We start from the raw sequence: 22563 nt of genomic DNA on the forward strand, positions 1-22563 counted from the left end.
GATGGCACGGGGCGCCGACATCCGGAAGGCCGTCTCGTGAACGCATCGCGACGCGACCCGACCTAGGGTGAGGCCATGGACATCCTCGGCATCATCGGCGTGATCGGGATCGGTGTGGCCGGCCTCATCTGGCTGGGCGCGATCATCTACGCCATCGTGAAGACCATCGCCGACCCCGCCATCGGCGGTGTGCTCAAGCTGCTGTGGATCATCGTGATCCTGGCGTTCCCGCTCGTGGGGCTCATCATCTGGGTCATCGCGCACGACCGGATCAACGCGAGTATCGGGCGCTGATCCGGTACGGCGAAGCGGCCCCTCCGATCGGAGGGGCCGCTTCGTCAGAACGTGGCTCAGTCCGTGCCGGTGTCGAACGCGGCGGACTCGCCCGCGGCGTCGAGCGCCTCGTCGGCCTCCGTGCCGGCCGTGATCTCCTCGGCCTCGCCCTTCTCGAGGGCGCCGATGAGCTCGCCGGTCGTGCCGCCGATGAGGCCGCGCGAGACGTAGCCCTCGAGGCGCGAGCGCGAGTCGGCGATGTCGAGGTTGCGCATGGTGAGCTGGCCGATGCGGTCGGTCGGGCCGAACGCGGCGTCGCCGACGCGCTCCATGGAGAGCTTCTCGGGTGCGTAGGACAGGCCGGGGCCCTCGGTCGCGAGGATCGTGTAGTCCTCGCCGCGGCGCAGGCGCAGGGTGACGGTGCCGGTGATCGTCGATCCGACCCACTTCTGGATGGACTCGCGCAGCATGAGCGACTGCGGCTCGAGCCAGCGGCCCTCGTACATGAGACGGCCGAGGCGGCGACCCTGCTCGTGGTACGTCGCGAGAGTGTCCTCGTTGAGGATGCCGTTCACGAGGCGCTCGTAGGCGATGAAGAGGAGCGCCATGCCCGGCGCCTCGTAGATGCCGCGCGACTTCGCCTCGATGATGCGGTTCTCGATCTGGTCGCTCATGCCGAGGCCGTGGCGGCCGCCGATGCGGTTGGCCTCGAAGACGAGCGCGACCGGGTCGGAGAACTCGACGCCGTTGAGGGCGACCGGGCGGCCGGCGTCGAACGTGACCGTGACGTCCTCGGTCTCGATCTCGACGGCCGGGTCCCAGAAGCGGACGCCCATGATGGGCTCGACGGTCTCGAGCGAGACGTCGAGCTCCTCGAGGGTCTTCGCCTCGTGGGTGGCGCCCCAGATGTTCGCGTCGGTCGAGTACGCCTTCTCCGCGGAGTCGCGGTAGGGGTAGTCGTGCGCGACGAGCCACTCGCTCATCTCCTTGCGCCCGCCGAGCTCGGAGACGAACTGCGCGTCGAGCCACGGCTTGTAGATGCGCAGGCGCGGATTGGCGAGCAGGCCGTAGCGGTAGAAGCGCTCGATGTCGTTGCCCTTGTAGGTCGAGCCGTCGCCCCAGATGTCGACGCCGTCCTCCTTCATCGCGCGCACGAGCAGCGTGCCCGTGACCGCCCGCCCGATGGGCGTCGTGTTGAAGTAGGTCCGACCCGCCGAGCGGATGTGGAACGCGCCGCACGCGAGGGCCGACAGGCCCTCCTCGACGAGGAGCGGCTTGCAGTCGATGAGGCGCGAGGCCTCCGCGCCGTAGGTCAGGGCGCGGCCGGGGATCGACTCGATGTCGTCCTCATCGGGCTGCCCGAGGTCGCCGGTGTAGGTGAACGGGATGGCGCCCTTGTCGCGCATCCACGCGACTGCGACGGAGGTGTCGAGACCCCCGGAGAAGGCGATGCCGACGCGCTCGCCGACGGGGAGGGATTCCAGGACCTTCGACATGCTCTCCATCCTAGAGCCGCGCGGCTCCCCGCCCGATTCGGCGGCCATCCGGCGCTACGCGATCGGCGTGCGCTCCTCGGGGAGCCGGCCAGCGGCCATCCGCTCGGTCGCCGTGCGCGCTGCGCGCCAGCGCCCCACCCCGATGACGGCCGCGCCGATGACGCCCATGGCCGCGGCGATGCCGACGATGTACAGCGCGACCCCGCCGTATCCGCCCTGGAGGTGCGGATCGAGGAACGGATACGGGTACCACCAGGGGTTGCCGGTCGCCGGCCCCGTGATCGCGTTCGCGCGGACCAGCGTGTACACGGCCCAGACGACGGGGAAGGCGATCACGACGGCCAGCGCGCGCCAGGGCAGGGCGCCGCGTCGCGGGGCGACGAGCACGTCGGCGAGCAGGAAGAGCGGGCCGACGACGTGGAGCACCTCGTTCGCCCACGCGACCGAGGTCGTCGGGTCCTCGATGCCGCGAAGGAGGATGTTGTAGACGACGCCCGTCACGATCATGTACGTCGAGACGCAGGCGAGCAGAAGCGACAGCCCGGCGGGCTCGCGGCGGCCGTCGCGGCCGCGGGTCCACGTCCAGATCGCGGCGACCACGAGCAGGATGGCGCTCGAGAGGTTCGACTCGATCGTGAAGTAGCTGAAGAAGTTCGCGATCACGGTCGGCAGGTGAGACGCGTGCGCCTCCGTCTTCGTCAGCGCGTTGCCGACCGTCCGCGAGAACTGCGCAGCGGTCGCCGAGACCAGGGCGATCGCGGTCGCGATGCGCGCGATCTGCCATGCCGTGGTCCAGGCGCGCGAATCTGCGGTCATGCCGCCGAGACTATCCGCCGGGAAGGGCAGGGCGGGAGCACCGCGCGGCTCAGCTCGAGAACGCCTCCGTGAGCGCGGGAGCGTGCGCGAACAGCGCAGGAGTGCCGCCCGTGTGCAGGAACAGCACGTCCTCGTCGTCGGAGTACGCGCCGGAGCGGACCCCGGCGATGAGCGCGGCCGCCGCCTTCCCCGTGTAGACCGGGTCGAGGAGGATGCCCTCGGTGCGCGCGAAGAGCTGGATGGCCTCGGTGCCGCCCTCGGTCAGGACCCCGTAGCCCGGGCCGATGTGCGCCGCGTCGAGCCAGGGCGACTCCGCGGGCTCGCGCCCGAAGAACCCGAGCACCTCGCGCGAGATCCACTCGACGGTGTCGGTCAGGGCGTCGACCTCGGGCGAGACGGCGACGCCGTGGATCCGCGGGCGACCGGCGCCGGGAAGCAGCTCACGGGCCGCGAGGAGGCCCGCGTGCGTGCCGCCGCTGCCGTTCGCGAAGACGATCTCGTCGAAGGCGCGGCCGCTGTCGGCGAGCTCCGCGTACGACTCGAGGTACCCGAGGGCGCCGACCGGCGTCGAGCCCCCCGTCGGGATGAGGTACGGCCGGAGCCCGTCCTGCCGCAGCTGCGCGACGACCGCGTCGGCTGCCGCGATCTCGGGGTGCGCGTCATCCGCCGTCTCCTCGACGAGCACGACCTGCGCCCCGAGCGCTCGGTCGAGGAGCACGTTGCCCGAGCCGCGGTACTCGGGCGTCGCGTCGGCGGGCACCCTCAGCACGAGGACGCACTCGAGCCCCGCCTTGGCCGCGGCGGCCGCCGTCTGGCGGGCGTGGTTCGACTGGCCGGCGCCGACCGTGACGAGCACGTCGGCGCGGTGCTGCCGTGCGTCGGCGAGGAGGTACTCGAGCTTGCGCGTCTTGTTGCCGCCCAGGGCGAGACCCGTCAGGTCGTCGCGCTTGACCCAGAGCCGCGGACCGCCGCCCAGCTTGTCGCGCAGCCGGTCGAGCGGCTGCAGGGGCGTCGGCGCGACCGCGAGATCCTCGCGCAGGGTGCGGAGGTCTCGGATGGCCGGATCCGCGATGTCGAGGAAGAGCGGGTCGAGGAGCGCATCGGCGGTCATGCCCGTCAGCATAGGCGGCATCGTCAGGGGATTCCGAGCGTTCCCTGCGACCTCATCAGGCTCCGCGCAGGCCATTCTGAGCCCGCACCGGGGCGCCGCTGGGGCGCGGCCTGTTCTCTGGAGGCCTGGATGCAGGGCGCATCCGGGGAGGAGGCATCATGGAAGCGATCCTGCAGGCGCTCGTCGCCCTTCCGCTCATCGCGGTCGTCGCGGCGCTCGCGCTGCAGCCGCTCGTCGACGAACGGGCCTGACGGTCAGGTGGTCGGCCGCGGGTTCTGCGGAGCGCCCGGCTGCTCGCGGCCATCCGAGACCCACAGCGGGTCGAACGAGCGGTGCGCCGTGACCCGGTCTGCGATGCCGTCGAGTCGCGCGACGATCTCCGGGTCGAGGCGCACTCCGACGGCGCCGAGGTTCTCGTCGACGCGGTCGGCGAAGCGGGTGCCGGGGATGGGCACGACCGGGAGCCCCAGCTGCTCGCCCTTCGCGGCGAGCCAGGCGAGCGCGAGCTGTGCGGGTGTCACGCCGGCTTCGTCCGCGAGGGCGCGGACCTCGGCGAGGATCGGCGCGTTGGCTGCGAGTGCCTCGGGCGCGAAGCGCGGGAACTTCGGCCGCCCGTCGCCCTCGACCATCGCCGCGGCGTCGAACGCGCCGGTGAGCCACTGCCTGCTGAGCGGGGAGTAGGGCACGAAGCCCACGCCGAGCTCGCGCGCTGCCGAGACGACGTGCGCTTCGACGTCGCGGCTGACGATGCTCCACTCGCTCTGCACGGCGGCGATCGGATGGACCGCAGCGGCCCGGCGCAGCTCGTCTCCGGTCGGCTCCGAGAGGCCGATGTGCAGGACCTTGCCCTCCTGCACGAGCTCAGCGAACGCGCCGACGGTCTCCTCGATGGGCACGTTCGGATCGACGCGGTGCTGGTAGTAGAGGTCGACGTGGTCGGTGCCGAGGCGGCTGAGGCTGAGGTCGATCTGCTCGCGGATGTGGGCGCGGTCGCCGCGCACCGACCTCTCGCCGATGCGGCCGCCGGGCACGATGCCGCACTTCGTCGCGAGCTGCACCTCGTCGCGACGCGTGGCGAGGAGCCGCGAGATGATGCGCTCGCTGCGGCCCTCGCCATAGACGTTCGCGGTGTCGATGAACGTCACGCCGGCATCGACCGCGTGCGTGAGCGTGCGGAGGGCGTCGTCATCGGAGATCGGGCCGTACACGTCGGTGAGGGACATGCCGCCGTATCCCTGCGGTGAGACGCGCAGGCCGTCTCCGAGCTCGACGAGGGCGGATGTCCGGGTGTCGGTTGCGCTCACGAACGCGAGCGTACCGGCCATCCGCCCCCGTCGGGGCCGTCGAATGCGGTCAGAGCACCTTCGAGAGGAAGTCCTTGAGCCGCTCGTTCCTCGGGTTGCCGAACAGCTCGGCGGGCGGTGCGGCCTCGACCACGACGCCCCCGTCCATGAAGACCGTGCGGTGCGAGACCTCGCGCGCGAAGCCCATCTCATGCGTGACGAGCACCATCGTCATGCCGCCCGCGGCGAGGTCGCGGATGACCTGCAGCACCTCGCCGACCATCTCGGGGTCCAGGGCGCTCGTCGCCTCGTCGAAGAGCATGACCTCGGGGTCCATCGCGAGCGCGCGGGCGATGGCGACGCGCTGCTTCTGCCCACCCGACAGCGACGCGGGACGAGCGTTCGCCTTCTCGGCCAGCCCGACCCGCTCGAGCAGCGCGAGCGCGCGCTCCTTCGCCTGAGCCTTGGTCATGCGTCCCAGCTCGACGGGAGCGAGCGTGATGTTCTCGAGCACCGTCATGTGCGGGAACAGGTTGAAGTGCTGGAACACCATGCCGATGCGCTGACGCACGTCGTCGAGCTTGACGCTCTTGTCCATGAGGTCGACGCCGTCGATGATGACGTGGCCGGCCGTGGGCTCCTCGAGCTTGTTGAGGCAGCGCAGCAGCGTCGACTTGCCCGACCCGGAGGGCCCGATGACGGCGACGACCTCGCCTTCAGCGACCGCCAGGTCGATGCCCTTGAGGACCTTGTTGTCGCCGAACGACTTGTGGAGGTCCTTCACGACGATCTTGCTCATGCGTTGAACTTCCTCTCGAGGCGGTTCGCGAGAACCGTGAGCAGGGTGATGACGACGAAGTAGATGACGGCGACGATGGTCAGGACCTGCGCCGACAGGTAGGTGCTCGCGATGATCTGGCGCGACTGGAAGGTCAGCTCGGCGAGGCCGATGACGCTGAGGAGCGACGTGTCCTTGAGCGTGATGATGCCCTGGTTGACGAAGGAGGGGATCATGATGCGGAACGCCTGCGGGAGGACGACCTTCTGCATCGTCTTGGCGTGGCCGAGGCCGAGCGACCGCGACGCCTCCGCCTGACCGGGGTCGACGGCCTGGATGCCGCCGCGGATGACCTCGGTCATGTACGCGCCGGTGTTGAGCGAGAGGGTGATCGCGCCCGCGACGAACGGGTTGAACTGCAGCCCGGGGAAGAGCTGCGGCACGGCGAAGAAGACGAAGAACGCCTGCACGAGGATCGGCGTGCCACGGAAGACGTACACGTAGGCCGTGGCGATCCAGCGGTACGGCGCGATCTTCGAGATGCGGCCGAAGCCGAACACGATGCCGAGCACGAAGGCGGCGATGATCGCGATGATCGTTGACAGGATGGTCAGCCAGAGGCCCTCCATGAGGGCGGGCCAGTACTTCGCGGCGACGGAGAAGATATCCGCGGGTGCCGCCGCGTCACTGCCCGTGCCGATGTAGGTGTCGAGGATCTCGTCGTACTCGCCCGACTCCTGGAGGTTCGCGAGACCGGCGTTGAACATCTCGATGAGCTCGCCGTTCTCGCCCTTGTTGACGGCCATGCCGTACTCGCCGCCGAGCTCGGGCTCGCCGACCAGCTCGAAGCCCGACCCCTGCTGGATGCCGTACGCGAGCACCGGGTAGTCCTCGAAGTACCCGACGGCCTGGCCGGCCTTGACGGCGTCGACCATGTCGGTCGTGTCCTGGTAGGGGCTCACGCGGAAGCCGTACTGGTCTTTGATCTCCTCAGCGAAGGTCTGGCCCTGCGTGCCGGTCTTCACGGCGACGGTCTCGCCCTCGAGATCCTCGTACGACTCGATCGGGCTGCCCTCGAGGACGCCGAGCTGGATGCCGCCGGTGAAGTAGGGGTCGCTGAAGTCGAAGGTCTCCTGGCGCTCAGGGGTGATCGACATGCCCGCCATGACGGCGTCGACCTGATTGGCCTGAAGAGCCTGCACGGCCGCGTCGAAGCCGAGCTGTCGGATCTCGACCTCGAAACCCTGATCCTCGGCGATGGCGCGCAGGAGGTCCATGTCGATGCCGACGAGGTCGCCGTCGCTGTTCGTGAATTCGAATGGCGCATACGTGGTGTCGGTGCCGATGACGTAGGTCTCGCCCTCTTCGGCGGCCGTTGCGGCGGACGCGCCGCCCAGGAGGGAGACGACGGCGATCGCGGACGCGATGAGAGCCGTCCCCGCCCGCCGGCCTGCCGTGCGCAGCCGGGCAGCGCGGTCGGTGATCTGATGCACGATGTGTGTTCTCCTCGTGGTGGACTCGCCCGGCCCTGCGGGCGGCCGGCGACCCTCCACCCTAAACCGTGGCCTGCCCGGCCAGCGAGAGAAGGAACCCGGATCGTTCACCGCGCACGCTCGAGCGCGACGGGCCGCGGCCGTTCGAGGTGCGGAGCGGCGGCTTGAGGTGCGAAGCGGGCGGTTCGAGGCGCGAAGCGGGGGGCGCTGCGTCATGCCGTGGTGGGTCAGGTGCGGATGCGGGTGAGGGTGCGGCGGATGCGGGTGCGTATGCGGGTGGCGGATCCTTGTGCGGGGCGGGGTGTGCAGTCGCGGTCGATCCAGCGGGGCGGGACGATGTAGGGCACGCCGTGGTGCATGTGGATGTTCCAGCCGGAGGTGTCGAGGTGGTGGTGGTGCCACCAGCAGAGCAGGACGCCGTTGTCGGTTTCGGTGGGTCCGCCTTGGGCGTGGTCTTGGACGTGGTGGATTTCGCACCAGGCGGCGGGGATGGTGCAGCCGGGGATGATGCAGCCTCCGTCGCGGGCGACGATCGCTTTGCGTTGGGTGGGGGTGAAGCAGCGTTGGATGCTGCGCAGTTCGAGGATGCGCCCTTCGGGGGTGAAGAGGGCGCGGAGGATGTCGCCGGTGCATCCGATCCGGCGGGCCACGGTGGCGGGGACGGGCGCGTCGACGCCGTCGAGGTGCGCGATGCCGCGCCGGCCGGCGCCGGTGTCGGTGTCTGTGGTGGTGAGGTCGTCGGCGGTGATGTGGATCATGACGGTGGGGGCGGCGCCGCCGAGGGCGGGGGTCTCTGCGGCGCGTGAGGCGGCCTGGATCATCGCGAAGAACGCGTCGTGGCGTTTCTGCCCGGGCGAGCGGGTGTCCGGCATGACCGGACCGAACTCCGCGCCATCCGCGCCCGGGTCGTCGCTCGGATCGACTTCGCCTGAGCCCGTGTCGCGGGTTTCGGTGAAGGTGACGTTGCGGGCGGGGTTGGTGTGGGCGGAGAGGAGGTTCTGCAGGAGGGCGCCGGCTTCGGGGACGAGGGTGCCGTTGACGCGGAAGGCTCCGCTGGGCAGGGGTGTGAGGGTGAGGGTGCGTTCGCGTTCGGGCCGGTCGGGGTCGGGTTCGGTGCCGTCGGCGGTGAGCACGTCGATCCACGCCTGCGCGTGCACGTTCACCGACAGCGGCGGGACCGGCGCGAGCTCCTCCAGCGGATCCCGCCCCGCCATCGCGTCCGCGTCGCCGACGCCCGCCTCCATACCCGTGTCCGTGTCGGGGCCGGTGTCCGTGTCGGTGTCGGTGTCCGGGTCGGGGTCGGTGTCGGGGGTGATGGTGCCGGTGGCGAGGGCGACGAGGTGGCGTTCCATGAGCTCGACCCGGTCGGGGTGCCCGCCGCCGCGGCGGGCGGTGTCGACGGCCTTCACGATCCCCGCGGCCGCTTCCGCGCCGAGCAGCCCGGACGCGAGCCCGGCGGCCACGTGCACGCACCGGGGATCGAGGTCCTGCCCGGTCAGGGTGGTGCGGGTGCGGGTGGCTTCATCCAGCCGCACCCGCCCGCGCAGCTCCCGGTTCGACGCCCCGGTGAGCCGTTCGAGCAGCTCGAGCCCGGTGCGGCACCCGTACCGGCCCGCGAGCGGGTCGTCGTCACCGCGGCGGGAGCGGGCATCGATCTCTCCCGCGACCCGGGTGCGCAGCGCATCGAGCGTGCGCCCGAGGTGCTCGACCTCCCCCGCGAGCGCGATCAGGTCCGCGTCCGTCACCCCGCGCACGCTCTCGGCCAGGCCTTCCAGTCGCGTCAGCGCGTCCCGGACCGCCACGCCCGGGAAGAGAGGTTCGAATCCTGGCTCCTTCGCCATGCATTCAGCATAGAACATCGATACGACGAACGCAACACTTTTCTTCCCCTGATCGGGATGTTTCTGCGACGAGCGCTAGCACACACCACCGACATCCACCCAGCACACCAGACGACAGCACACCAGACGACAGGCACACCAGACGCCTGCACACCAAACGACAGCGCACCTCGGCACGCAGCCGCGTGCGCAGGGGAGATGCGGGTGCGCTCAGCGCTTCACGCGCACGCCGTGATCCCGCCCGAGGAACTCGCGCACGACGTGGTCGATCGCGTCCACCGTGAGGTCGAGCGACTCGAGGTCGATGCGCTCGTTGTGCCCGTGGAAGAGGGTGCGGAACTTGCCGTAGTCCCAGCGGTCGCTGAGCACGCCGAAGCCGTAGGCCGGCACGCCGCGCAGGCGGTAGAAGCGCCCATCCGTGCCGCCCGCGGCGAGCATCGGCAGCAGGTCGGCGTCGGGGCGCGCGCGCCGGACCGCCCCGCGCAGCACGTCGAAGAGAGGAGTGTCGGTGGGCGAGACGGTCGACTGCACGAACTCGTCGCCCTCGATGCGCACGTTCTCGAGCAGGTCGCCGAGCGCCTCGCGCAGATAGCCGTCGATATCCGCCGCGTCGACATCGGGGAGGACGCGGATGTCGAGACGCACGGTCGCCTCGCCGGGGATCACGTTGAGCTTGTCGCCCGCGTGCACGACGTTCGGCGAGATGGTCGTGTGCGTCGACGCGTGCGCGAACCCCTGCAGCAGGCCGGTCGCGGGCAGGCCCTCGTAGAGGCGCTCGGGATCCTGCAGCTTCGCGGTCGTCTCCGCGTCGAGCTCGAGCGCGTCGGCGTACGCGTGCCACTGCGGCGTGATCACGGTCGGCGTGCGGAACCGCGCGATGCGCGCGACGGCCTCGGCCGCGATGACGGCGGCGTTGCGCGACCCCCACGGGGCTGATCCGTGGCCCGGGACGCCCGTGACGCGCAGCGTGCGCGGCGCCTGGCCCTTCTCGCCGATCATGATGCCGATCGCGGGCTTGCCGCCGGCCGGGGCGCCGCCCGACTCGGTCAGCACGTAGTCGGCGTCGATGAGGTCGAGCCGGTGCTCGGTGAGCCAGCCGGCGCCGTAGTGGCCGCCGTTCTCCTCATCGGCGACGGCGGCGAAGACGAGGTCGCCGCGCGGGCGGAACCGCTGCCGTGCGATCTCCCGCGTCACGACGGCGTAGGCCGCCGTGAGGTTGAGCATGTCGATCGCGCCGCGGCCCCACAGCACGCCGTCGACGATCTCGCCGCCGAACGGATCGCGCTCCCATCCGGCCTCCTCGACGGGCACGACGTCGGTGTGCCCGAGAAGGGCGAGGGAGGGCGCGTGCGGGTCGGTGCCCGGGATGCGGATGATGAGGCTGCCGCGGCCCGGGTGCGGCTCGACGACGACGCCGTCGAGCCCGGACCCCTCGAAGAAGCTCTGCAGGGTGCGCACCTGGCGGATCTCGTGGCCGGAGTCCGGACGGCCGTCGTTCACCGCCGCGTTGCGGATCATCTCCTGCAGAAGCTGAGCCGTCTGCAGCCCGAGGCGCGCGCTCATCGCGCCGCCGCCATCCGCGCCGGCTGGAGAGGGAGGTTCCACATGCGCATCCCCTCGACGGTATCGGAGAACGCTGGCAATCCCGAGGCCGATGACGCCCCGTGGCAGCTCAGCGGGCGCCGCGGACCGCCCCCGATAGGATGGCCAGGGAGAGCGCCGCGGCACACGCACGCCTCCGCCGGGAGCCGTTCCGGGCATCCGGGCACAACGACCCATCAGGGGGTATTCCATGCCGGGCATCGTGATCGTGGGCGTCCAGTGGGGCGACGAGGGCAAGGGCAAGGCGACCGATCTGCTCGGCGAGCGGACCGACTGGGTCGTCAAGTTCAACGGCGGCAACAACGCCGGGCACACCGTCGTCATCGGCGACGAGAAGTACGCCCTGCACCTCCTGCCCTCCGGCATCCTGAGCCCCGGCGTGAACCCCGTCATCGGCAACGGCGTCGTCATCGACCTCGAGGTGCTCTTCGCCGAGCTCGACGCGCTCTCGGCGCGCGGCATCGACGTCTCGAAGCTCCGCGTGAGCGCGAACGCGCACATCATCACGCAGTACCACCGCACGCTCGACAAGGTCACCGAGCGCTTCCTCGGCAAGCGCCAGATCGGCACGACCGGGCGCGGCATCGGCCCCGCGTATGCCGACAAGATCAACCGCGTCGGCATCCGCGTGCAGGACCTGTTCGACGAGAGCATCCTCCGCCAGAAGGTCGAGGGCGCGCTCGAGCAGAAGAACCACCTGCTCGTGAAGGTCTTCAACCGGCGCGGCATCACGTGCGACGAGATCGTCGAGGACCTCCTGTCGTACGCCGAGCGCCTGCGCCCGATGGTGTGCGACACCGGCCTCCTCCTCAACCAGGCGCTCGACGCGGGCGAGGTCGTGGTGTTCGAGGGCGGCCAGGCCACCATGCTCGACATCGACCACGGCACCTACCCGTTCGTGACGTCGTCGTCGGCGACCGCGGGCGGAGCCGCGACCGGATCGGGCGTCGGCCCCGGCCGCCTCGACCGCATCGTCGGCATCGTCAAGGCCTACACGACGCGCGTCGGGTCGGGCCCGTTCCCGACCGAGCTCTTCGACGAGCAGGGCGACTGGCTGCGTGCGGCCGGCTTCGAGTTCGGCACGACGACCGGGCGCCCGCGCCGGGTGGGCTGGTACGACGCCCCCATCACGCGCTACGCGACCCGCATCAACGGCATCACCGACCTCGTCCTCACGAAGCTCGACATCCTCACGGGGCTCGAGAAGATCCCCGTGTGCGTCGCATACGACGTGAACGGCGAGCGCTTCGACGAGGTGCCGGTCAACCAGAGCGACTTCCACCACGCGACGCCGATCCTCGAGCACTACGCGGGCTGGAGCGAGGACATCTCCTCGGCGCGCACGTTCGAGGACCTGCCGCAGACCGCGCAGGACTACGTGCTCGCGCTCGAGGAGATGAGCGGCACGCGCATCTCGGTCATCGGCGTCGGCCCCGGCCGCGACCAGGTGATCGTGCGCCACGACCTCATCTGAGCGCGTGATCGCCGCGGGCGCCGCGCTTGAGCGGCTCTGGACGGGCGGAACCTGGTGCGAGGGGCCGCTGTGGGTCCCCGACGAGGGCTGCGTGCGCTGGAGCGACATCCCGGGCGACCGCATCCTCCGGTGGGATGCGGCGACCGGCGACGCGACCGAGCACCGCACGGGCGTCGAGTTCACGAACGGGCGCGCGCTCGATCGGGACGGCAGCGTCGTGCAGTGCTCGCACGGCCGTCGGCGGCTCGAGCGGGAGCGGGCGGATGGCACGGTGTCGGCTCTCGCGGACGGGTACGACGGCGTGCGGCTCAACTCCCCGAACGACGTCGCCATCGCCGCGGACGGCGCGTACTGGTTCACGGACCCCGACTACGGCATCACGCAGCCGCTCGAGGGGCACCCGGGTGAGCGCGAGTACGGGGCGTGCTGGGTGTTCCGGCTCGGTCCCGACGGCACGCTCGCGCCCGTCGTCCGCGACCTCGACCGCCCCAACGGCATCGCGTTCTCGCCCGACGGCGCGATCCTCTACGTGACCGACACGGGTGCCGCCCCTGCGATCCACGCCTACGACGTGGAGGGTGTCGCGGTGGGGAACGGCCGTCGGTTCGCCGCACCGGCCGTGGGCCACTCCGACGGCATCGCGATCGACGTCGACGGCCGCGTGTGGTCGTCGGCCGGCGACGGCGTGCACGTGTACGAGCCCGACGGCCGCGAGTCGGCCTTCATCGCCGTGCCCGAGGTCGTGTCGAACGTGTGCTTCGGCGGCGCCGACCGCGACGAGCTCTTCATCACGGCGACGACGAGCCTCTACCGCATCCGCACGGCGAACCGCGGGCCGGCGTAGCCCGCACGGCGACCCGCGGGGAGGCGCCCCGCGCGTCACCCGTCCGGCAGCGGGGAGGCGCCCCGGCGCGAGAGGATGGCCACATGAAGTTCTGGATCGGCGGCTGGGGCCCTGCGCAGGGCGGGGAGTCCGAGGGCATCTCGCTCATCACGGCGGGGGAGGCAGAGTCGCCGCTCGCCGGAGGCATGCTCGCCGACCGCGGCCTCGCCGCGCGCGCCGAATCGGCGTCGTGGCTCGCCGCTCATCCGACCCGCGACGTCGTCTACGCCGCGCTCGAGGCGGACGGCCGGATCGCCGCGTTCACGCGGACGGGGGAGGTCTCCCTGACACCGCACGGCGACGCCGTCGAGGCGGGAGCCGCCGTGTGTCATCTCGCGGTCGCCGCCGACGGCTCGCACCTCATCGCGTCGTGCTGGGGCGATGGACGAGTCGTGCACGTCCCGCTGCGTACGGACGGAACGCTCGCTGCACCGACGCTCGGCGCCGCGGCCGCCGACCCGTACGCCGCGGCGCCCGAGCCCGACCTCGGGGCGGCGCTCGAGGGCGAGGGCACGGTGGACGTGAAGGACCTCCTGGCGCAGGGTGCCGAGCCGACCGACATCGCGGCCCTCCTCGCGGGCGAGCAGAGCGCGCAGCCGTCATGGGAGGGCGCGATGGACCTGCGCGCGCTCGTCGAGGGCGACGCCGACCCGAGCCGGATCGCCTCGATGCTCGCGGGGAACACGGAGGACGACGGTCTGGCAGGCCTCCTCGCCGCGCTCGGCCAGGGCGCGTCCGACCCGTTCGACGATCCCGCCGTGCGCGACCTCCTCGCGAAGCGCGACGACGACGGCGGCCTCGAGACGCTCCTCCGAGACGCGCGCGCCGCGGATGGCGACCCGGAGGCGGGGGGCCGCGCGCCATCCGAGCCCCGGCCGTCTCGCGCGCATTCGGCGCTCTTCCTGCCCGGTGGGCTCGTCGCGACGACCGACCTCGGCTACGACCTCGTGCGCTTCTGGCGGCACTCGGCGCGCGGGCTCGCGCCGCACCACGAGGTCGTGCTCCCGTTCGGCACCGGGCCGCGGCACATGGTGCTGCATCCGAGCGGGTACGTCTACGTGCTCACCGAGTTCTCGGGCGAGGTCTTCGTGCTCGGGCGCGATCGGGATGGCCGCTGGGCGCTGCGCGGCGGATCGCCCGCGTCGGGCGCATCGCTCGCCGGCGACACCGGCGCCGAGCTGGCCCGCTCGCGCGACGGCGAGTTCCTCTACGCGGGCCTGCGCGGCAGCGACACGATCGCCGTGCTGAGGGTGCGAGGCGACGGCGGATCTCTCGATCAGGTCGCGCTCGTCGAGGCGGGCGTCGTGACGCCGCGGCACCACTTCGTCGGGCGCGACGCCCTGCTCGTCGCGGGCCAGGGGTCGAGCGAGATCGTCTCGCTCCCGCTCGACACGCGCACGGGCGTGCCCTCCCGGCCGCGGCACCGCCTGCCGCTGGCGACGCCGACGCACCTCCTGCCCACGCGCTGAGGGCCGGTACCCTCGATGGCATGAGCCTGAACGACGAGGAAGCCCGCGCCGAGCTGCTGCGCCTGCGCGCCAGCATCGACAACATCGACGCCGCGCTCGTCTACATGCTCGCCGAGCGCTTCCGCTGCACGCAGCAGGTCGGCCGCCTCAAGGCCGAGCACGCCCTCCCGGCGTCCGACCCGAAGCGCGAGGAGCAGCAGGTCGCGCGGCTGCGCGCGCTCGCCGAGGCCGCGCACCTCGACCCCGAGTTCGCCGAGAAGTGGTTCAACTTCGTCGTCGCCGAAGTCATCCGCCACCACGAGGCCGCGGCCGAGGAGCGCCAGAGCTAGCGCGAGAGCGCCGTCTCGGTCGCGATGCGCGAGAGCTTCTCGGGGTTCCGCACGTAGTAGAGCCCCGTGACGAGGCCGTCCTCGACGCGCAGGGCCAGGGCCCCGTCGACCTCCCCGTCGACCGACAGCAGCAGCGCCGGCGTGCCGTTGAGGTCGGCGGGCGCCGAGGTCAGCACCCCGCCGTGCTTCGCCATGCCGCCCGTGAGCAGGCGCACGACGCGGTCGGCGCCCACGATCGGGCGCACCGCGGCCCGCTTCCGGCCGCCGCCGTCGGCGATCATGACGACGTCGGGCGCGAGCACGTCGAGCAGCGCCTGGAAGTCGCCGGCCTCGATCGCCCGCTGCATCGCCGCGACGGCGACGCGCGCCTCGCGCGTCGACACGGTCTGCCGGGGGCGGCGGGCCTCCACGTGCGCCCGCGCGCGATGCGCGATCTGGCGGATGGCCGCGGGCGACTTGTCGAGCGACTCGGCGATCTCGGCGTAGTCGAACCCGAACGCCTCCCTCAGCACGAACACGGCCCGCTCGGTGGGTGCGAGCGTCTCGAGCACGACCATGAGCGCCATCGACACGCTCTCGGCGAGCTCGACATCCTCGGCGACGTCGGGGGTCGTCCGCAGCGGCTCGGGCAGCCACTCGCCGACATAGGTCTCCTTGCGGCGGCTCAGCGTCCGGATCTGATCGAGAGACAGGCGCGTGACGATCCGCACGAGGTACGCGCGCTCGTCGCGGACCTCGTCCCGGTCCACACCCGACCAGCGCAGCCACGCCTCCTGCAGCACGTCCTCGGCGTCGGCGGCGGAGCCGAGCATCTCGTACGCGACGGTGAAGAGCAGGTTGCGGTGGCGGACGAACGCCTCGGTCGCGGGGGTGCTCATGCCGCGCTCGCCGCCGGGCGCTCGCCGCTCTCGCGGAGCCGGCCCCTGCCATCCGCCGCGGCGCGCACGCGCTCGGCGCGCCGGCCGTCCTTGACCGGCCACCGATGCGTGCCGGGGCGGCGCGCCTCGGCCCTGATCTGCGAGATCGGGCTCTTGCACGCCTCCTCCTTGAGGAGCGCACCGAGTCGGCCGGGCACGTGCAGCCGGATGGCGGTGTCGTCGAAGCGCGCGAACTGGAACACGCCGAAGCGGCGCCCGAGGCTCACGCACATCGCCGCGATGCCGCGGTCGAAGCCGGCGGGCGTGCCTCCCGCGATCCGCTGCAGCACCGTGTCGGCCGCGTGCGACCCGAGCGGCAGCGCGGCCTGGCAGCTCATCCGCAGCGGCACGCCCTGCGGCGAGACCGCGTCGCCGGTCGCGACGATGCAGTCGTCGTCGATGCTCGTGAGCGTCTCGTCGGCGAGCAGTCGGCCGTCCGCGTCGGTCGAGAGGCCGCTGCGGCGCGCGAGATCCGCGGCGGCGAAGCCCGCGGTCCAGATCGTGACCGCGCTCGGCGTCGAGCGCCCGTCGGCGAGCTCGACGGATGCGCGCGTGACGCGCACGGCGGTCGTCCCCTCGAGCAGCTGCACCCCGAGACTCTCGAGACGGCGGCGGATGGTCCGGCGCGCGCTCTCGGGGCTGTACGGGCTGAGAACGCGCCCGCACACGAGCGTCACGCGGCGGCCGAGCTCGGCGAGCTCCGCGGCGGTCTCGACGCCGAGCGGGCCCGAGCCCACGACGACGAGGGGCGCGTCGACGGGAGTGCTCCGGAGTGCCGCGCGCACCCGCTCAGCCTCCTCGAGCGTCGCGAGCGGGAGTGCGTGCTCCGCGGCGCCGGGCACCTCGAGCGGGCCGCTCGTGCTGCCCACGGCGTAGACGAGGTAGTCGTACGCGAGCGGCTCGCCCTTCTCGAGCACGAGCCGGCGGCGGGGCGCGTCGATCTCGGTCACGGTGTCGACGACGAGGCGGACCCGCTTCGCGAGCAGGTCGCCGAAGTCGACGACGGCGTCATCCGATCCGCCCACGAGCTGGTGGAGACGCACCCGCTCGACGAAGCGATCGCGCGCGTTCACGAGCGTCACCGCCACGTCGTCGCGGCGAGTGAGGCGGTTCGCCGCCAGCACTCCCGCGTAGCCGCCGCCGATGACGACGACCTCGGTCCTGCGTCCCGTCACGTTCCCCATGATGCCTCCTCTGTCGAGCCTTCGACATGGAGACGCCGGCCGGGGCGGATGTGTGACAGGACGCGGCGATGGCCGCCTCCCTCGGGAAGCGGCCATCGCCATCCGCGGTCAGGCGGGCATCCGCCGCAGCGTCGCGTACGACCCCGCCGCGAGCACCGCGCCGAGCAGGAGGCCCCACAGCGACAGCCCGACGGCGCCGCTCTCGACGATCCAGGCCCCGACCTCGGGCCAGGCCTGCTGCCACGTGATGAGCGCGGCGATGCCCACGAGCAGGAGCACCGAGGCGAGGATCGCGGCCGTCAGCATGGCGGGCCCGAACCGCTTGTAGATCGTCGCGAACCAGAAGCCGACCGTGAAGAACAGCATCGTCAGGACGAAGAACGTGAAGCCGGCGCCGAGGGCACCCGCCTCCCACACCCAGTCGAGGTACGCGAAGTAGCCGTTGATCCCGTACCCGCCGGTCGCCTGCTCGAAGAGGCCGATGGCGACGAACACCGCCGAGAGGCCGAGCGCGCTCACGGCCGCGGCGATCATCGAGCCGAGGAAGAACTCGCGCCGCGTGAGGCTCATCGCCTGCGAGAACGGGAAGGTGAGCGTCATGGCGTACGCGCCCACCACCGCGAAGTACCACATCGGGGCCTGCGATCCGCCGCCGTACTTGGGGCCGTCGACGCCGGCGCCCGCGAGGATCAGGTACACGAGCAGGGTCACGAGCCACGCGCCGCCGAGCACCATCAGCGGCACCCAGATGAAGGTCTGCGTGTTGATGAACTGCAGGCGCACGACCTTGAGCGTGCGGCCGTGCGGCGTGACGTGCTCGGGGGTCGAGAGAGCGGTCATCGGAGTGCTCCTTCCTGGGCGCCGGCGCCGGCGTGCGCGGAGGTGCGCTGCGTGCGCCGGACGATGAGCTGCTGCAGGGAGACGGGGGCGAGGTCGAGGCCGGCTGCCGCGAGCTCGGCCCGCTCGGCGTCGTCGATCGGCCCGAGGAAGGTGACCGAGGTCACGCGGCCGAGGCTCTCGCGGTGGATGACCTCCCGGCCGCGGATGGCCGCCTCCACAGCCGCGGCGTCGCCGACCACGTTGGTGGCCTGCGCGCGGGCGTCGTCGGTCGACTCGTCCATGATGATGCGGCCGTCGTCGATCACGAGCACGCGCTCGATGAGGTTGGCGACCTCGTCGATCAGGTGGCTCGAGAGGAGGATCGTCCGCGGGTGCTCGGCGTAGTCGGCGATCAGCCGGTCGTAGAAGATCTGCCGCGCGACCGCGTCGAGCCCGAGATAGGGCTCGTCGAAGAACGTGATCTCGGCGCGCGAGGCGAGCCCGATGATCACGCCGACGGCCGAGAGCTGGCCGCGGGAGAGCTTCTTGATCGTGCGCTTGAGCGGCAGCTGGAAGTCGTCGACGAGGGCGTCGGCGAAGTCCTGATCCCAGTGCGGGAAGAACAGCCGCGCGGCGGCCAGCGCGTGACGCGGGGTCGCGTCGTCGGGGTACTTCTGGCTCTCCCGCACGAAGCACATGCGGCTGAGCACGTGCGCGTTCTCGTAGGGGCGCTCGCCGAAGACGCGGACCTCGCCGCTCGTGGCGAAGTTCTGGGCCGTGAGGATCGACATGGCGGTCGTCTTGCCGGCGCCGTTGCGGCCGAGGAAGCCGTAGATCGTGTCCTTCTCGATGTCGAAGCTGACATCGTCGAGGGCGAGCTTGTCCTTGTAGCGCTTGGTGAGGTTCCGGACCTCGATGACGGGGTTCATGGTGTCCTTCTCGATCACGAAGAGGCGGTCTGGGCGGCGTGCTCGCGCACGAGGTCGGCGACGTCGTCGGGCCCGAGCCCGAGCTTGCGGGCTTCGACGAGCAGGGGCTGCACGTAGCGGTCGGCGAACGCGCTGCGCCGCTCGCCGAGCAGCAGCTCGCGCGCCCCCGGGGAGACGAACATGCCGATGCCGCGGCGCTTGTAGAGAACTCCCTTGTCGACGAGCATGTTCACTCCCTTCGCGGCGGTCGCCGGGTTGATCCGGTAGAAGGCGGCGAGCTCGTTCGTGGACGGCGCCTGCGCCTCTTCGGCGAGGCTCCCGTCGACGATCGAGTCCTCGACCTGCTCGGCGATCTGCACGAACAGGGGCTTGCCTTCTTCGATCACGGCGACCTCCGGTTGGTCGGTTAGTTACTCGACTAATGAACCATGGAAGCGGGCGCGCGTCAACCCCTCTTCGAGAGGGATCTCGGATGGCTGCGGTCAGCGGCGGGGAGCGCGCGCGACGGAGGCGCCCTCGCCGGGCGTGCAGGGGATGAGCGTCTGCGGCAGCGGCCGGTCGGGCTCGTTGATGCGCTCGATGATCGCGTCGACACCGAGCCGGCCGAGCTCGGCGGCGGGGGAGTCCATGTGGGTGAGGACGGGCTCGGCCATCGAGGCCATGTGCGCCGATGTGCCGATCGAGATGATCGACAGGTCGTCGGGCACCCTCACGCCGTGCTGCGCGAGCCCGATCGCGAGCCCGGGCGCGGCATGCTCGTTCATGAGGATGATCGCGGTCGCGTCGGGGTGGTGCTCCACGAGCTCGGCGGCGAGGAGGCGACCGGCCGCCGAGTTCTCCCCGCAGGTCAGCGTCGTCGCCGTGAGCCCCGACTGCGCCATGGTCTGGAGATACGACTCGCGGGCGCGGGCCACGCCTCCGTGCGCCACGAAGCGCTTCTCGGTCGCGCCGGAGATGTAGAGGATCGACGTGTGGCCGAGCGCGACGAGCTCCTCGATCGCGGTCTCGACCGAGGAGGCGAAGTCGACGTCGACCCAGGCCATCCCCTCCGGATCCTGCGTGCGCCCGATGAGGGCGAAGGGCGTGCGTCCCTCCTTGAGGCGGTCGACTCGCCCGTCCTCGAGCTGGACCTCCATGAGGAGCACGCCGTCGACGAGGCCGCTCGCGGTGAGCTCGGTGATCTCCGCCGCCTCGTTGTGTGCGGGCCAGAGCACGAGCGTGTACCCGCGCTCGCGTGCGCGGTCGGCGGCGCTCGTGAAGAACGTCATGGCCGTTCCGCTGAGGTTCCGCTCGAAGGCCGGGTAGAGGAGCGCGATGATGTCGGTCCGCCCGCGGGCGAGGGCGCTGCCGGCGTGGTTCCGCGAGTAGCCGAGCTCGCGCATGGCTGCCTCGACGCGCTCGCGGGTGTGAGGGAGCACCTTCTTCGAGCCGTTCACGACGAACGAGACCGTCGCGATCGACACGCCCGCGCGCTCCGCGACCTGCTGCATCGTGGCCATCCGATCATCCTCCTCTCCCCAGATCGAGTCGGGGCAAACCGTGGGGTTGACAACTTACCGCTCCCGAACCCATACTCTTTCACACAGCATCTAAGCGCTTAACCGCCCGAAGGGGAAGCGCTGGATCCGCCCCCGCCACCGCGTACGAAGGAGTATCGCCATGCGCACCAGGACCCGCGCTCTCACCGCCACCGCGGCCCTCGCCGCCGTCCCCCTCGCTCTCGCCGCGTGCAGCGGCGGGGCAGGCGGCGGCCAGGGCTCCGGCGACGCCGACACGCTCACCGTGCTCGACTACTACAACAACGAGCCCGACAAGACCCTCGTGCAGGAGGCCCTCGACACGTGCGCCGCCGAGGTCGGCGTCGAGCTGGACCGCGAGACCGTCCCCGGCGCCGACCTCATCCAGACCGTCCTCCAGCGCTCGTCGTCGCGCACGCTGCCCGACGTGCTCATGCTCGACAACCCCGACGTGCAGGAGATCGCCGCGACCGGCGGCCTCGCGCCGCTCAGCGACTTCGATGTCGACACCTCGGGCTTCGCGCAGGGGATCCTCGACGCCGCGACGTACGAGGGCGAGGTCTACGGCATCGGGCCGGCCGTCAACACGCTCGGCCTGTTCTACAACGTGACCGCGCTCGAGGAGGCCGGCATCGAGCCGCCGAAGACGTGGGACGAGCTCAAGGACGCCGCCGCCAAGCTCACGCAGGGCGACCAGTACGGCATCGCGTTCTCGGCCATCGCGAACTACGAGGGCAGCTGGCAGTTCCTGCCGTTCATGTGGACGAACGGCGGCGACGAGACCGACCTCACGAGCCCCGAGGTCGCCGAGGCGCTGCAGCTGTGGGTCGACCTCGTCGAGTCGGGATCCGCCTCGCCGAGCGTCGTCAACTGGAAGCAGGGCGACGTCAAGGACCAGTTCGTCGCGGGCAAGGCCGCGATGATGATCAACGGCCCGTGGCAGATCCCCGCGCTCGCCGAGACCGACGTCGAGTGGGACTCGGTGCAGGTGCCCGTGAACGAGGAGGGCCAGACGCCCGTGGCCCCGCTCGGCGGCGAGGTGTGGACCGTCCCGCAGACCGGCGACGAGGCGAAGCAGGCGAAGGCGGCCGAGTTCGTCGAGTGCATGTCGAGCCCCGACATCTCGATGTCGCTCGCCGAGAGCCGCTACCTCGTGCCGACGCGCACCGACCTCATCGACGACTACGTCGAGCAGGTGCCCGAGATGGCCGCCTTCGCGGAGCAGATCAAGGACGCCCGCGCCCGCACCGGCAAGCTCGGCGAGGACTGGCCGGAGGCCGCCACCGTGATCTACGACGCGATCCAGCTCGCGATCACCGGCAAGGCCACGCCGGCCGAGGCCTTCGAGCAGGCCTCGCAGGGCTGATCCACCACCCGTCGTCCGGCCGGGCGCGCGAGCGCCCGGCCGGCCCGAGGAAGAGGACGCTGATGACCTCGATCCCGTCCACCGCGCGACGTCCGCGCCGACGGCTGCAGCGCGACGACTTCGTCAAGGCGCTCTTCGTGATCCCCGCGGGGGTCTACATCCTGCTGTACTTCGGCTACCCCATCGTCAAGAACCTGATGATGAGCTTCCAGGAGTACACGACCAAGACCTTCTTCACGGGCGAGGCGCCCTGGGTCGGCCTCCAGAACTACGTCACGGCGGTCACGAGCAACCTCTTCTGGCCGGCCATCGTCAACACCCTGCTGTTCACGCTCGGATCGCTCGCGGGCCAGTTCGTGATCGGCCTCGCGCTCGCCGTGTTCTTCCAGAAGCGCTTCCCGCTGAGCGGCTTCATGCGGGCGATGCTCCTGCTGCCCTGGCTGCTCCCGCTCATCGTCGCGAGCGCGACGTGGCGCTCGATCCTCGATCAGGACAGCGGCATCCTCAATCAGTTCCTCACGGCGATCGGGCTGAACGCCGTGCCCTGGCTCACGAGCCCCGACGTCGCGCTCATCGCGGTCATCCTCGTGAACATCTGGGTCGGCATCCCGTTCAACGTGACGCTGCTCTACGGCGGGCTGCAGGACATCCCGGGCGAGCTCTACGAGGCCGCGTCGCTCGACGGCGCCACAGGGTGGAAGGCGTTCTGGCACATCACGCTGCCGAACCTGCGCGCCGTCATCGGCGTCGTGCTCGTGCTCGGCGTCGTCTACACGCTCAAGGTGCTCGACGTGATCCTCGGCCTCACGGGCGGCGGGCCGGCGAACGCGACGCAGACGATCGCCATCCGCTCGTACCAGACCTCGTTCATCGACTTCGAGTTCGGCGTGGGCGCGGCCTTCAGCAACATCCTCATCCTCATCTCGCTCGTGTTCGCGTTCGTGTACCTGCGCGGCACCCGCAAGGCCGTGGACGAGTAAGGA

21 protein-coding genes are annotated in these 22563 nt (G+C 71.3%); 7 read left to right on the forward strand and 14 right to left on the reverse strand.

Annotated elements, in window-relative coordinates; translation table 11 throughout:
- Window positions 1-75 precede the first annotated feature (75 nt).
- Window positions 76-294: a PLDc N-terminal domain-containing protein gene (locus tag GC092_RS00480; protein ID WP_271172448.1), complete on the forward strand. Its 219-nt coding sequence runs from the start codon at window positions 76-78 to the stop codon at window positions 292-294.
- 56 nt (window positions 295-350) lie between these two features.
- Here the strand turns inward: GC092_RS00480 and argG are convergent, their stop codons facing one another.
- From argG to GC092_RS00520, 8 genes are all read right to left on the reverse strand, one after another.
- Window positions 351-1769, reverse strand: a complete 1419-nt coding sequence (gene argG / locus GC092_RS00485) for an argininosuccinate synthase (protein ID WP_271172447.1) — start codon at window positions 1767-1769, stop codon at window positions 351-353.
- Between the two features lie 54 nt (window positions 1770-1823).
- On the reverse strand, window positions 1824-2585 hold the full coding sequence (locus GC092_RS00490) for a Pr6Pr family membrane protein (RefSeq protein ID WP_324013417.1): 762 nt from the start codon (window positions 2583-2585) through the stop codon (window positions 1824-1826).
- A gap of 49 nt (window positions 2586-2634) precedes the next feature.
- Window positions 2635-3696 carry a D-cysteine desulfhydrase family protein gene (locus GC092_RS00495; protein WP_324013418.1) on the reverse strand — a complete coding sequence of 354 codons (1062 nt, stop codon included), beginning with the start codon at window positions 3694-3696 and terminating at the stop codon, window positions 2635-2637.
- 254 nt (window positions 3697-3950) lie between these two features.
- Window positions 3951-5000 (reverse strand): aldo/keto reductase, encoded by a 1050-nt coding sequence (locus GC092_RS00500; RefSeq protein ID WP_416383283.1) that lies wholly within the window; start codon window positions 4998-5000, stop codon window positions 3951-3953.
- A 49-nt stretch (window positions 5001-5049) separates the two neighbouring features.
- A complete protein-coding gene (locus GC092_RS00505) occupies window positions 5050-5778 on the reverse strand; it encodes an amino acid ABC transporter ATP-binding protein (RefSeq protein ID WP_324013420.1) in 729 nt (242 codons plus the stop codon).
- A complete protein-coding gene (locus GC092_RS00510) occupies window positions 5775-7250 on the reverse strand; it encodes an amino acid ABC transporter substrate-binding protein/permease (protein ID WP_324013421.1) in 1476 nt (491 codons plus the stop codon). The genes GC092_RS00505 and GC092_RS00510 overlap by 4 nt, the downstream gene beginning before the upstream one ends.
- A gap of 227 nt (window positions 7251-7477) precedes the next feature.
- Window positions 7478-9091 (reverse strand): HNH endonuclease signature motif containing protein, encoded by a 1614-nt coding sequence (locus tag GC092_RS00515; protein WP_324013424.1) that lies wholly within the window; start codon window positions 9089-9091, stop codon window positions 7478-7480.
- A 210-nt stretch (window positions 9092-9301) separates the two neighbouring features.
- A complete protein-coding gene (locus GC092_RS00520; RefSeq protein WP_324013426.1) occupies window positions 9302-10654 on the reverse strand; it encodes a M20/M25/M40 family metallo-hydrolase in 1353 nt (450 codons plus the stop codon).
- Between the two features lie 229 nt (window positions 10655-10883).
- Between GC092_RS00520 and GC092_RS00525 the strand changes: the two genes are divergently transcribed.
- The 4 genes from GC092_RS00525 (at window position 10884) to GC092_RS00540 (ending at window position 14848) form a co-directional block, all read left to right on the forward strand.
- A complete protein-coding gene (locus tag GC092_RS00525; RefSeq protein WP_282980546.1) occupies window positions 10884-12167 on the forward strand; it encodes an adenylosuccinate synthase in 1284 nt (427 codons plus the stop codon).
- Window positions 12168-12171: 4 nt separating this feature from the next.
- Window positions 12172-13011 carry an SMP-30/gluconolactonase/LRE family protein gene (locus GC092_RS00530; protein WP_324013428.1) on the forward strand — a complete coding sequence of 280 codons (840 nt, stop codon included), beginning with the start codon at window positions 12172-12174 and terminating at the stop codon, window positions 13009-13011.
- An 83-nt stretch (window positions 13012-13094) separates the two neighbouring features.
- On the forward strand, window positions 13095-14519 hold the full coding sequence (locus tag GC092_RS00535; RefSeq protein ID WP_324013431.1) for a lactonase family protein: 1425 nt from the start codon (window positions 13095-13097) through the stop codon (window positions 14517-14519).
- Between the two features lie 20 nt (window positions 14520-14539).
- Window positions 14540-14848, forward strand: a complete 309-nt coding sequence (locus tag GC092_RS00540) for a chorismate mutase (RefSeq protein ID WP_282980542.1) — start codon at window positions 14540-14542, stop codon at window positions 14846-14848.
- Here the strand turns inward: GC092_RS00540 and GC092_RS00545 are convergent.
- The 6 genes from GC092_RS00545 to GC092_RS00570 form a co-directional block, all read right to left on the reverse strand.
- Window positions 14845-15726: an RNA polymerase sigma-70 factor gene (locus GC092_RS00545; protein ID WP_324013433.1), complete on the reverse strand. Its 882-nt coding sequence runs from the start codon at window positions 15724-15726 to the stop codon at window positions 14845-14847. The two genes, GC092_RS00540 and GC092_RS00545, sit on opposite strands and share 4 nt — an antisense overlap.
- Window positions 15723-16949 carry an NAD(P)/FAD-dependent oxidoreductase gene (locus GC092_RS00550; RefSeq protein ID WP_324013434.1) on the reverse strand — a complete coding sequence of 409 codons (1227 nt, stop codon included), beginning with the start codon at window positions 16947-16949 and terminating at the stop codon, window positions 15723-15725. The genes GC092_RS00545 and GC092_RS00550 overlap by 4 nt, the downstream gene beginning before the upstream one ends.
- A 108-nt stretch (window positions 16950-17057) precedes the next feature.
- Window positions 17058-17789 (reverse strand): hypothetical protein, encoded by a 732-nt coding sequence (locus GC092_RS00555; protein WP_324013435.1) that lies wholly within the window; start codon window positions 17787-17789, stop codon window positions 17058-17060.
- Entirely contained in the window at window positions 17786-18697 is a 912-nt protein-coding gene (locus GC092_RS00560) for an ABC transporter ATP-binding protein (RefSeq protein ID WP_324013437.1), read from the reverse strand. The genes GC092_RS00555 and GC092_RS00560 overlap by 4 nt, the downstream gene beginning before the upstream one ends.
- A 14-nt stretch (window positions 18698-18711) precedes the next feature.
- Entirely contained in the window at window positions 18712-19083 is a 372-nt protein-coding gene (locus GC092_RS00565; protein WP_271174188.1) for a GntR family transcriptional regulator, read from the reverse strand.
- Window positions 19084-19179: 96 nt separating this feature from the next.
- Window positions 19180-20196 carry a LacI family DNA-binding transcriptional regulator gene (locus GC092_RS00570; RefSeq protein WP_271174187.1) on the reverse strand — a complete coding sequence of 339 codons (1017 nt, stop codon included), beginning with the start codon at window positions 20194-20196 and terminating at the stop codon, window positions 19180-19182.
- Window positions 20197-20356: 160 nt separating this feature from the next.
- On the opposite strand from GC092_RS00570, the gene GC092_RS00575 reads away from it, so the two are divergent.
- Both GC092_RS00575 and GC092_RS00580 read left to right on the forward strand, forming a co-directional pair.
- Entirely contained in the window at window positions 20357-21580 is a 1224-nt protein-coding gene (locus GC092_RS00575) for a sugar ABC transporter substrate-binding protein (protein WP_324013439.1), read from the forward strand.
- Between the two features lie 62 nt (window positions 21581-21642).
- Entirely contained in the window at window positions 21643-22560 is a 918-nt protein-coding gene (locus tag GC092_RS00580) for a carbohydrate ABC transporter permease (protein WP_271174185.1), read from the forward strand.
- Window positions 22561-22563: the final 3 nt, after the last annotated feature.

This window comes from Microbacterium sp. JZ37 (assembly GCF_035188445.1).
Classification (GTDB): domain Bacteria; phylum Actinomycetota; class Actinomycetes; order Actinomycetales; family Microbacteriaceae; genus Microbacterium; species Microbacterium barkeri.

Excerpts from the sequence above, each read along its gene's own strand:
- GC092_RS00480 (WP_271172448.1), top strand. The coding sequence starts at position 76 with ATGGACATCCTCGGCATCATCGGCGTGATCGGGATCGGTGTGGCCGGC.
- argG (WP_271172447.1), bottom strand. The coding sequence starts at position 1,769 with ATGTCGAAGGTCCTGGAATCCCTCCCCGTCGGCGAGCGCGTCGGCATC.
- GC092_RS00490 (WP_324013417.1), bottom strand. The coding sequence starts at position 2,585 with ATGACCGCAGATTCGCGCGCCTGGACCACGGCATGGCAGATCGCGCGC.
- GC092_RS00495 (WP_324013418.1), bottom strand. The coding sequence starts at position 3,696 with ATGACCGCCGATGCGCTCCTCGACCCGCTCTTCCTCGACATCGCGGAT.
- GC092_RS00505 (WP_324013420.1), bottom strand. The coding sequence starts at position 5,778 with ATGAGCAAGATCGTCGTGAAGGACCTCCACAAGTCGTTCGGCGACAAC.
- GC092_RS00515 (WP_324013424.1), bottom strand. The coding sequence starts at position 9,091 with ATGGCGAAGGAGCCAGGATTCGAACCTCTCTTCCCGGGCGTGGCGGTC.
- GC092_RS00520 (WP_324013426.1), bottom strand. The coding sequence starts at position 10,654 with ATGAGCGCGCGCCTCGGGCTGCAGACGGCTCAGCTTCTGCAGGAGATG.
- GC092_RS00525 (WP_282980546.1), top strand. The coding sequence starts at position 10,884 with ATGCCGGGCATCGTGATCGTGGGCGTCCAGTGGGGCGACGAGGGCAAG.
- GC092_RS00535 (WP_324013431.1), top strand. The coding sequence starts at position 13,095 with ATGAAGTTCTGGATCGGCGGCTGGGGCCCTGCGCAGGGCGGGGAGTCC.
- GC092_RS00540 (WP_282980542.1), top strand. The coding sequence starts at position 14,540 with ATGAGCCTGAACGACGAGGAAGCCCGCGCCGAGCTGCTGCGCCTGCGC.
- GC092_RS00545 (WP_324013433.1), bottom strand. The coding sequence starts at position 15,726 with ATGAGCACCCCCGCGACCGAGGCGTTCGTCCGCCACCGCAACCTGCTC.
- GC092_RS00550 (WP_324013434.1), bottom strand. The coding sequence starts at position 16,949 with ATGGGGAACGTGACGGGACGCAGGACCGAGGTCGTCGTCATCGGCGGC.
- GC092_RS00555 (WP_324013435.1), bottom strand. The coding sequence starts at position 17,789 with ATGACCGCTCTCTCGACCCCCGAGCACGTCACGCCGCACGGCCGCACG.
- GC092_RS00560 (WP_324013437.1), bottom strand. The coding sequence starts at position 18,697 with ATGAACCCCGTCATCGAGGTCCGGAACCTCACCAAGCGCTACAAGGAC.
- GC092_RS00570 (WP_271174187.1), bottom strand. The coding sequence starts at position 20,196 with ATGGCCACGATGCAGCAGGTCGCGGAGCGCGCGGGCGTGTCGATCGCG.
- GC092_RS00575 (WP_324013439.1), top strand. The coding sequence starts at position 20,357 with ATGCGCACCAGGACCCGCGCTCTCACCGCCACCGCGGCCCTCGCCGCC.
- GC092_RS00580 (WP_271174185.1), top strand. The coding sequence starts at position 21,643 with ATGACCTCGATCCCGTCCACCGCGCGACGTCCGCGCCGACGGCTGCAG.